Origin of the sequence: Sphingomonas sp. Leaf33, from assembly GCF_001421785.1 — a bacterium.
Taxonomy (GTDB): Bacteria; Pseudomonadota; Alphaproteobacteria; order Sphingomonadales; family Sphingomonadaceae; genus Sphingomonas.
Map to the genome: position 1 here is coordinate 54826 of NZ_LMLB01000001.1, position 8284 is coordinate 63109.

General features: G+C 69.7%; 9 protein-coding genes. 6 read left to right on the top strand and 3 right to left on the bottom strand.

What is annotated here, in order from left to right; genetic code table 11:
• Positions 1 to 21 precede the first annotated feature (21 nt).
• The 3 genes from acpS to ASE86_RS00305 are packed head-to-tail and all read left to right on the top strand — an operon-like array spanning position 22 to position 2428.
• Complete coding sequence (gene acpS / locus ASE86_RS00295) at positions 22 to 426, top strand: holo-ACP synthase (RefSeq protein ID WP_056421550.1); 405 nt, start codon at positions 22 to 24, stop codon at positions 424 to 426.
• Entirely contained in the window at positions 426 to 1304 is an 879-nt protein-coding gene (gene lepB / locus ASE86_RS00300) for a signal peptidase I (protein WP_056421551.1), read from the top strand. Before acpS ends, lepB (ASE86_RS00300) begins: the two co-directional genes overlap by 1 nt.
• Entirely contained in the window at positions 1301 to 2428 is a 1128-nt protein-coding gene (locus ASE86_RS00305; RefSeq protein ID WP_056421552.1) for an AI-2E family transporter, read from the top strand. The genes lepB (ASE86_RS00300) and ASE86_RS00305 overlap by 4 nt, the downstream gene beginning before the upstream one ends.
• Here the strand turns inward: ASE86_RS00305 and ASE86_RS00310 are convergent.
• Entirely contained in the window at positions 2386 to 3465 is a 1080-nt protein-coding gene (locus ASE86_RS00310; RefSeq protein WP_056421553.1) for a glycosyltransferase, read from the bottom strand. The genes ASE86_RS00305 and ASE86_RS00310 overlap by 43 nt on opposite strands.
• Positions 3466 to 3601: 136 nt before the next feature.
• Between ASE86_RS00310 and ASE86_RS00315 the strand changes: the two genes are divergently transcribed.
• Genes ASE86_RS00315 through ASE86_RS00325 form a run of 3 tightly spaced genes read left to right on the top strand, consistent with a single transcriptional unit; the run spans position 3602 to position 6229 of the window.
• Positions 3602 to 4528 (top strand): hypothetical protein, encoded by a 927-nt coding sequence (locus ASE86_RS00315; protein ID WP_056421554.1) that lies wholly within the window; start codon positions 3602 to 3604, stop codon positions 4526 to 4528.
• Positions 4525 to 5043 carry a DUF2141 domain-containing protein gene (locus tag ASE86_RS00320; protein ID WP_056421555.1) on the top strand — a complete coding sequence of 173 codons (519 nt, stop codon included), beginning with the start codon at positions 4525 to 4527 and terminating at the stop codon, positions 5041 to 5043. Before ASE86_RS00315 ends, ASE86_RS00320 begins: the two co-directional genes overlap by 4 nt.
• Before the next feature lies 1 nt (position 5044).
• Positions 5045 to 6229, top strand: a complete 1185-nt coding sequence (locus ASE86_RS00325; protein WP_056421556.1) for a glycosyltransferase — start codon at positions 5045 to 5047, stop codon at positions 6227 to 6229.
• Here the strand turns inward: ASE86_RS00325 and ASE86_RS00330 are convergent.
• Together ASE86_RS00330 and lepB (ASE86_RS00335) are read right to left on the bottom strand one after the other, a co-directional pair.
• Positions 6181 to 7614, bottom strand: coding sequence for a hypothetical protein (locus ASE86_RS00330; protein WP_056426325.1), 1434 nt, complete (start codon positions 7612 to 7614; stop codon positions 6181 to 6183). The genes ASE86_RS00325 and ASE86_RS00330 overlap by 49 nt on opposite strands.
• Before the next feature lie 71 nt (positions 7615 to 7685).
• Positions 7686 to 8284: signal peptidase I (gene lepB, locus ASE86_RS00335; protein ID WP_162233292.1), on the bottom strand; the 599-nt coding region annotated here is incomplete at its 5' end.

The following is an 8284-nucleotide window of genomic DNA, read 5'->3' on the forward strand; positions in this document are numbered from 1 at the left end:
GTGCCGGGGAGGATTTCGCGCATGATCATCGGCCTGGGCTCCGACCTCTGCAATATCGAGCGCATCCAGTCGTCGCTCGACCGGTTCGGCGCGCGGTTCGAAGCGCGGTGCTTCACCGATGTCGAGCGCACCAAGGCCGACAAGCGTCCCTTCACGCGCGCCGGCACGCTCGCCAAGCGCTTCGCCGCCAAGGAAGCGTTTTCGAAGGCGGTCGGGACCGGTTTCTCAGGCGGCGTGTTCATGAAGGACATCGGCGTCGTGAACCGCCCCGGCGGCGCGCCGACGCTGGCACTGACCGGGGGCGCAAAGGCCAGGCTTGACGCCATGGTTCCCGAGGGCCACGTCGCCCGGATACATCTGACGCTGACCGACGACCATCCCTGGGCCCAGGCGTTCGTCATCATCGAGGCGATCAAGGAAGGTTGATGGCGGAAGACGTGGCGCTCAATCCCAGCGATCCGAATGCGGTGCCGACGACGAGCACCACGCCGGTGCGCCGCACTGACTGGTGGGCGGAACTGAAGGGCCTGTTGTGGCTGGTCGTCGCCGTGCTCGGCTTCCACAGCCTGGTCGCCAAGCCGTTCTACATCCCCAGTGAATCGATGATGCCGGGGCTGCTGGTCGGCGACCGGCTGGTCGTCACCAAATTCCCCTATGGCTACAGCTTCGTCACGCCGACGTTCCACCTGCTCCCGTTCCTGAACGGCCGACTGTTCGGGTCGCTGCCCGAACGCGGCGACGTGGTCATCGTGACGCCGCCGGGCACCCGCACCGACTACATCAAGCGCGTCATCGGTCTGCCCGGCGACCGGCTGGAGGTCCGCGGCGGGACCGTCTTCCTGAACGGCACCCCGGTCCCGCGGCGCGCGATGGGCGACCGCCTGCTGCCGGTCGATCCCAACAACCAGTGTACCAGCTATGGCCCCGATGCGATCGTCCGCGGCCCCGACGGCGCGGAGATGTGCCGCCTGCCGATCTACCGCGAGACGCTGCCGAACGGCCGGTCGTACGACACGATCGACAGCGGCTATTCGTTCGGCGACAATTACGGCCCGGTCACGGTCGCGGCGAACCACGTGTTCCTGATGGGCGACAATCGCGACAATTCCGCCGACAGCCGCTTCCCGCTGGAACCCGACAAGGGTCTGGGTGGCGCGGTGCCGTGGGAGAATATCGGCGGGCGTGCCGAATTCATCACCTTCTCGCTGGACGGCACGGCGACGCTCAACCCGCTGACGTGGCCCAAATCCTTCCGATCGGGCCGCGCCGGCCTGTCGCTTCACCCGCACAAGGACGCGCCATGAGCGATACGCCCGCCGCCGACACCGTGATCCGCGACGGGCGCCGCCCGGTCCCCGTCATCGACGGCGCGAGCCCCAGCGAAGTGCGCGATCCGTTCGTGCGCAAGGAGATCAAGCGTGCGGGCGTGTGGATCGGCATCATCTGCGCGGTCGCGCTGGTCGTGTTGCTGATCCAGCCGTTGCTCATCATTCTCGGCGGGCTGGTCTTCGCATCATTGCTCGACGGCGGCGTCCGGCTGCTCGGGCGCATCCTGCCGATATCGCGGCCATGGCGGCTGCTGATCGTCTGCCTGCTGACCATCGCCTTCCTGGTCGGCACATTCTACCTGACCGGCGTCCAGGTCGCCGAACAGGTCACGCAGCTGCGGTCGACCCTCGAGACGCAGGCCGTGCGCTTCACCACCTATCTGACCCAGCAGGGCCTGATGCCGGGAGCCTCCGACATCAACGGCATCGCGCGCCAGGCGCTGAGCTCGGTCGGGAGGCTGACGTCATGGGTCGGCACCGCGATCAGCGCGCTGACGACGCTGTTCATGATCCTGGTCGTCGGCCTGTTCGTCGCGATCGATCCGCGCACGTACGAACGCGGGCTGCAATGGCTGGTCCCGCAGGACCATCGCGAGGAATTCTCGCTGACCATCCGCCGGATGAGCTACACATTGCGCCGGCTGCTGTTCGGCCGCATCCTGGGCATGATCGCCGAAGGCGTGCTGACCTGGTTTGCGCTGATGCTGGGCGGCGTGCCGATGGCGATGATCCTGGGCATCCTGACCGGGCTGCTGGCGTTCATCCCCAACATCGGCGCCTTCATATCCGGCGCACTGATGATCGCGGTCGGATTTTCCGCCGGGGTCGACACCGGCATGTGGGCGATCGCGACCTATGTCATCGTGCAGGTGTTCGATGGCTATGTTCTGTTGCCGATCGTCGCCAAGAAGACCGTCGACATGCCGCCCGCGCTGACGCTGGGCACCCAGATCCTGGCGAGTGCCTTGCTCGGCATCATGGGCCTGGCGCTGGCCGATCCGATTACCGCGATGGCCAAGGCGGCGCTGGAACGCCGCGGCGAGCGTGCGGCCGAGGATCAGGACGCAGACGAAGCCAGCGCGTCGAACAGCGACAGATAATCCCCCGGTGCATCCCCGGTCATCGCGACCGGGGCGGGCCGAACGGCATCTGCCGCGAGCCGCCGGTCGATCGCCGCGACCAGCGCGGCCGGGTCATCGCGCGGGACGATCGTCCCGTACGTCGCATCAGGGATCAGTTCATGCACCGCCGGCGTCGAATCGGTGGTGACGACCGGTGTGCCGACCGACAGCGCCTCGCGGATCGCGCCGGGCACGCCTTCGTAATCGGATGTCAGCAGCACCGCCGCGGCGCCGGCCATCGCCGGGATCGGATCGGCGACATGGCCGGCCAGGATCAGCCGGTCGCGGAGGTTCAGCACACCGGCGTGACCGACAAGCGCCGCCCGCTCCTCGCCTTCGCCCAGGATGACTAGCGGGATCGTCCGGTCGCTAACATCCGCCAGCGCGGCGATGGCGCGATCCCAGCGCTTCTGCGGGACCAGCCGCCCGACCCCGAGCAGGTAGCGCGGCGGCAGCGACAGACCCGGATCGCCGGTCCCGCGCGGCGGCGGCGGGTTGGGGATGACCGCGATGCGCGCCCGGCCGAGCCGCATGCGGCGCGCGGCATCGGCGGCCATCGCCGGGCTCATCGCGACCAGCCGATCGACGAAGGCGGCGTGCATCCGCAGCCATGCGGCATAGGCGACGCGCATCGGCGGCGCCATGTCGGTGCGGTCGAGCGCGTTGGACAGCTTGGCCAGCGTCGGCGGACACCGGCGCCCCAGCCGGGCCCACGTCCAGCCGGCGACCGCGGTGTAGCGATTGCCGGGGCAGAAGATGACATCGGGTCGCACGCGCGCGACAATCCCCGGCACGCGCGCGACCAGACTGGCATAGTTGCGCGTGCCCAGATGCACGCACGTCACGCCATCAGGAAGTTCGTGCCGCAACGGCCCGGTATCGCAGCCGAGAACCAGCGTCACCTGCCGCCCGCGCGCCACCCACGCACGCGCCAGCCGCAGCTGCACCCGTTCCACCCCGCCGCCATCCAGCGTCAGGGCGTAGGTCAGGATATGCCGCGCGTGTCGATCCGCCATTCCGACAAGCTCTAGCTCGCCGCGCGACGATAGCAACGCAGCGATCCACCTTTGCGATTCCGCGAGACTGCCACGAAACTGCCGCTTATTGTGGCCATGGGCGAGGTGTGGAAGCGACTGGGCCGGATATTCGATCTTGAGTTCGTCAGAACTGCACCATCCGTCCGCCAGCGCCGATGTCGAGTCGCTGGTACCCATCGAGCGGATCCGCAGCCGCTGGCCGGTGATCTTCGCCGGCGCGATGACGCTGCTGATGGTTGCGGGCCTGGCGCGCGAACTGCTCGACCACGGCCTTCAGGCGCTGTGGCGCCATGTGCCGGCGAGTCCGGCATTCTACCTCGCCTTCGCGCTGCTCTATATGTCGGCGCCGACGTTCGACTGGCTGATCTTCCGCCGCCTGTGGGGCCTGCCCGCCGCCGGACTGGTCGCGCTGGTCAAGAAGCGGATCGCGAACGAGGTCGTCGTCGGCTATTCGGGCGACGCGTACTTCTACGTCTGGGCGCGCGCACGGATGAAGATGGTCGCCGCCCCCTTCGGTGCAGTGAAGGACGTGACGATCCTGTCCGCAGTCGCCGGCAACCTCATCACGCTCGCGATGGTGGTCGTCTCGCTGCCGATCGCGCGCGGGCTGATGTCGCCGGACATGTTCAAAATGGTCGCAGGGTCGGCGGCGGTCACGCTCGCCATCTCGCTGCCGTTCATCGTCTTTTCGCGCCGCGTGTTCTCGCTGCCCCGGCGGATGCTGTGGTGGATCTTCAACATGCACAGCCTGCGGCTCGCCTTCGGGTCGCTGATGATCGCAGTTGCCTGGGCCTTTGCCATGCCCGACGTGACGCTCGGCATGTGGCTGTTCCTGGCCGCCGCGCGCCTGTTGGTCTCGCGCCTGCCGCTGGTCCCGAACAAGGACCTGCTGTTCGCCAATTTCGCGATCCTGCTGATCGGGCAGGGCGCCGCGCTGTCCGACCTGATGGCGTTCACTGCGGCGCTGACGCTGGCCGTCCACGTCGCGTTGATCGGCGTGTTCGCGCTGTATGGCCTCGTCGTCCGGAAGCACCGCGCATGATCCGTCCGTTCTCCGCCGCCCTTGGCCTGCTGGCAGCGACACCGGCCACCGCGCAAGGCGTCGCGGAGGAATCGGCCAGCTGCGCGGGCATCCGCGGGCCGGCGATCCAGGTGACCGTCACCGGTCTGAAGGACCGCACCGGCCGGCTGAAGCTGGAACTCTATCCGGGTAATGCCGACGACTTTCTGAAGGACGACACCGATCTCGTCCGCGAAGGCAAGGTGTTTCGCCGGACGTGGGCGCAGACCCCCGCCACGGGCGCGGTCGTGCTGTGCGTCCGTGCACCCGCCCCCGGCCGCTATGCGTTGCTGCTGACGCATGATCGGGACGGCCGCAACAAATTCAACTTCTGGCGCGACGGGGCAGGCTTCGTCGCCACCGGCAATCTCGGCCGCAGCCGGCCCAAGGTCGATCAGGCCATCGTCACCGTCGGCCAGGGCGTGACGCCGGTGACGATCCGCGTCCAGTATCTGCGCGGCCTGTCCGGCTTTGCGCCCTACGAGAACGGGCGCTGAGATGCGGATCGTCGACGTCAACGAATTCTATTCGCCGACCGGCGGCGGCGTGCGCACGTATCTCGACCGCAAGATGGGCATCCTGGCCGATCTCGGCCACGAACTGATCGTGATCGCGCCCGGATACGAGGATGCGGTCGAGGAGCGTCCCGGCGGCGGCGTCATCCACTGGGTCAAGGCGCCGCGCCTGCCGTTCGACCGCAGCTACGGCATGTTCTGGGACGCCGCCCCCATTACCCGCCTGCTCGACGCGCTCGACCCCGATGTCGTCGAGGTGTCGTCGCCCTGGCGCCCGGCGTGGATCGTCGCCGCGTGGCAGGGCCGCGCGCTGAAGGTCTTCTTCGCACACAACGACAATATGGGCGCCTATGCGGTGCGCTGGCTGGAGGGCGTGGCGGACACCGCGACGGTCGAGCGCTGGTGCGCCTGGTACACCCGCTACATGGGTCGGTTCCTGGCGAAGTTCGACCGGTTCGTGACCAACGGCGGCGAACTGGCCCGGCGGCACGAACGGCGCGGGCTTACCGTCGATGCAGCGATGCCGCTGGGGATCGATCGCGGCTATTTCTCGCCCGACCTGCGCGATGAAGGCTTGCGCGCCGCGCTGCTCGCGCAATGCGGCCTGCCGCCCGAGGCGCGGCTGCTGCTGGGCGTCGGGCGGCATCACCCCGAAAAGCGCTGGCCGACGATCATCGATGCGGTCGAGCGGGCGGGCGAGCGGATGCCGGTCGGGCTGGTCCTCTTAGGCCAGGGCGTCGATCACCAGAAGCTCGCGCGGCAGGTCGCCGACAGCCCGCACATCCGCCTGTTCCGCCCGGTCTACGACCGGCTGCGCTTCGCGCGCATCATGGCGAGCGCCGATGCGCTGATCCACGGGTCCGACGCCGAACCGTTCGGGCTGGTCGCGCTGGAGGCGGTGGCGAGCGGCCTGCCGCTGATCGTGCCCGACGAAGGCGGCGCGTTCGACATCGCCCGGCCGCCGATCGCCGAGACGTATCGCGCGCGCGACGCCCGCAGTTGTGCCGCGGCGATCGCCCGCCTCTTCCGCCGCGATCCACAGATCCTGCGCGCCGCCTGCCGCCACGCCGCCGCGGGCGTGCGCACCGATCGCGACCATGCCGCGATGCTGGTCGACTATTACCGCGCCGCGATCGACGGCGCGCCCGCCGACCGGCTGCGCGCGTAGAGCCGGAAGCGGGCGCCGATCCGCCGCTCCGGGACATAGCCGTTCGCGACCGCCCAGCGTTCCAGCGCGGCATCCAGCCGATCGTCGCCGCTGCTCCACGCCCCCTCGCCGCCGATCAGGATGAAGGCGGGCGGATCGTCCGCCAGCCCATCCAGCCGCGCCTGCGAGACGAGTTGGAAGTCGCGCTCGTGCTCGGCGGTCAGCAGCGTCCGGCTGCGGAAATAGAACGGCCCCGTCGCGAACCGGCGATCGGGGGCGCGGCCGAGCACCTGCGGCGACAGCGTCGCGACGGCGCGATGGTCGCCGATCGCCCGCGCGACCGCCATCCCCTCGCCGAGAGTGCCGCCCATCGCGATGGCCTCGACACTCGGCGCGAGCCCCGCGCAGGCGAACACCACCGCCGCGATCCGCCAGCCGCGTCCCGGCGATCGGGCCTGCCACGCCAGCCCTAGCCGAACGAACAGCGGCACCAGCATCGGCAGCAGATACTGCCGCCACGTCGGCTCGGGCAGCAGCGCGGCGACCAGTCCGGCGAGGATCAGGATGTCGAGCAGCCGGTGTGCCCACACCCTGTCGCGCGCCACGACGACCAGCGCCAGCATCGCCGGGCCGAGCGCCAGGAACTTCACCACATCGACCAGCTTGGTCGTCACCGACAGCTTCGCCAGCCGGCCCGCGGCGGCATAATATTCCGCCGGTGCCGCGGCGGGAAACGTTAGCACGCCGAATGCGAACGCTGCCGGGGCCGCCGCCGCCGTCCAGGCGACCAGGCCGATCGCGGGCAGCGCGCCCGCCGCCACCCATCCCGGGCGATGCCGCCGGACGACCAGCGCGTACAGGCCGTACGCTGCGGCCGGCAGCGCGTAGGAAATCTTCGCCGCCACCGCCGCACCCAGCAACAGACCGGCAAGCAGCGCGCCGCCCCGCGTCCCCGCCCCCCGCTCGGCGCGCAGCACGGGGATGAGCGCCAGCGCGAACAAGGCTGCGGGCAGCGCATCGTTGCGTGCGGTGCCGGCGGAGAACAGCAGGATGTCACTCGCCGCTAGCAGCCCCGCACCGGCCGTCGCGATCCGCGGCGACACCCCCGCCTCCCGCATCGTCCGCCACGCCGCAGCGATCACGACGACCCCCAGCAACGCATTGGCGACCCGCAGCACCGGCCACGCCAGTCCACCCGCCGCCCACGCCAGCGGCGCAAAGGCAAACGGCTGGAGCGGCGTCTGAAGATAGGCATAGTCGCGGTACGGCAGCCAGCCGTCCGCGCTCAGCAGCGCCGCGGCAACATACTGGCTCTCGTCATGATCGACCGGCCGCCTGAGCGCGAGTGCCACGAGGATCGCGGCAAGCGCGGCCACGAGCGGGAGCGGACGGGCAAGGCGGGACACCACCGCTGGGTAGCGGCCCGGACGACGCGTGTCACCGGCAAGCGCCGCAGCAGCGGTGCGACGCATCGGCACTACGGCCGCAGGTTCGTCCCGGCGCGGTCGCCGCGAAAGGCCGCAAACCAGGTCCAGGGGTTCCAGCCCGCGTGGCCGCTCATCGAGAAGGTGATGATTTCGGCCCGTCCGCCAATCGCCTCGATCGGGATCGCGCCGCCCAGACCGCCCTCCGGCGCCGGCACGCGACTGTCGGCGCTGTTGTCGCGGTTGTCGCCCATCACGAAGACGTGAGCGGCAGGGACACGGTACGGAGCGGTGTCGTCGAGGTGGGTCCGCCCCAGGTCGATCGTGTCGTAGCGCGCACCCCCCGGCAGCGTTTCGCGAACGATATCTAGCCGGCAACGGCCATCCCGCATCCGTCCTTCGCAGGGGAAATTGCCGTCGATCGCGATATCGCGCAGGCCCATGTCGCGCACCGGCACGCGCTGGCCGTTCAGCCACAGGCGACCGGCCACCATCTGCACCGTGTCGCCCGGCAGTCCGATCACGCGCTTGATCAGCACGTCACCCCGACGTTCGGGCATCGATGGAGTCAGGATGACGACGTCGCCGCGCCGGGGCAGCTGCCCCCACACCCGCCCCGCGATCCGTGGCAGGATCGGCAGAGGCGGCGAGG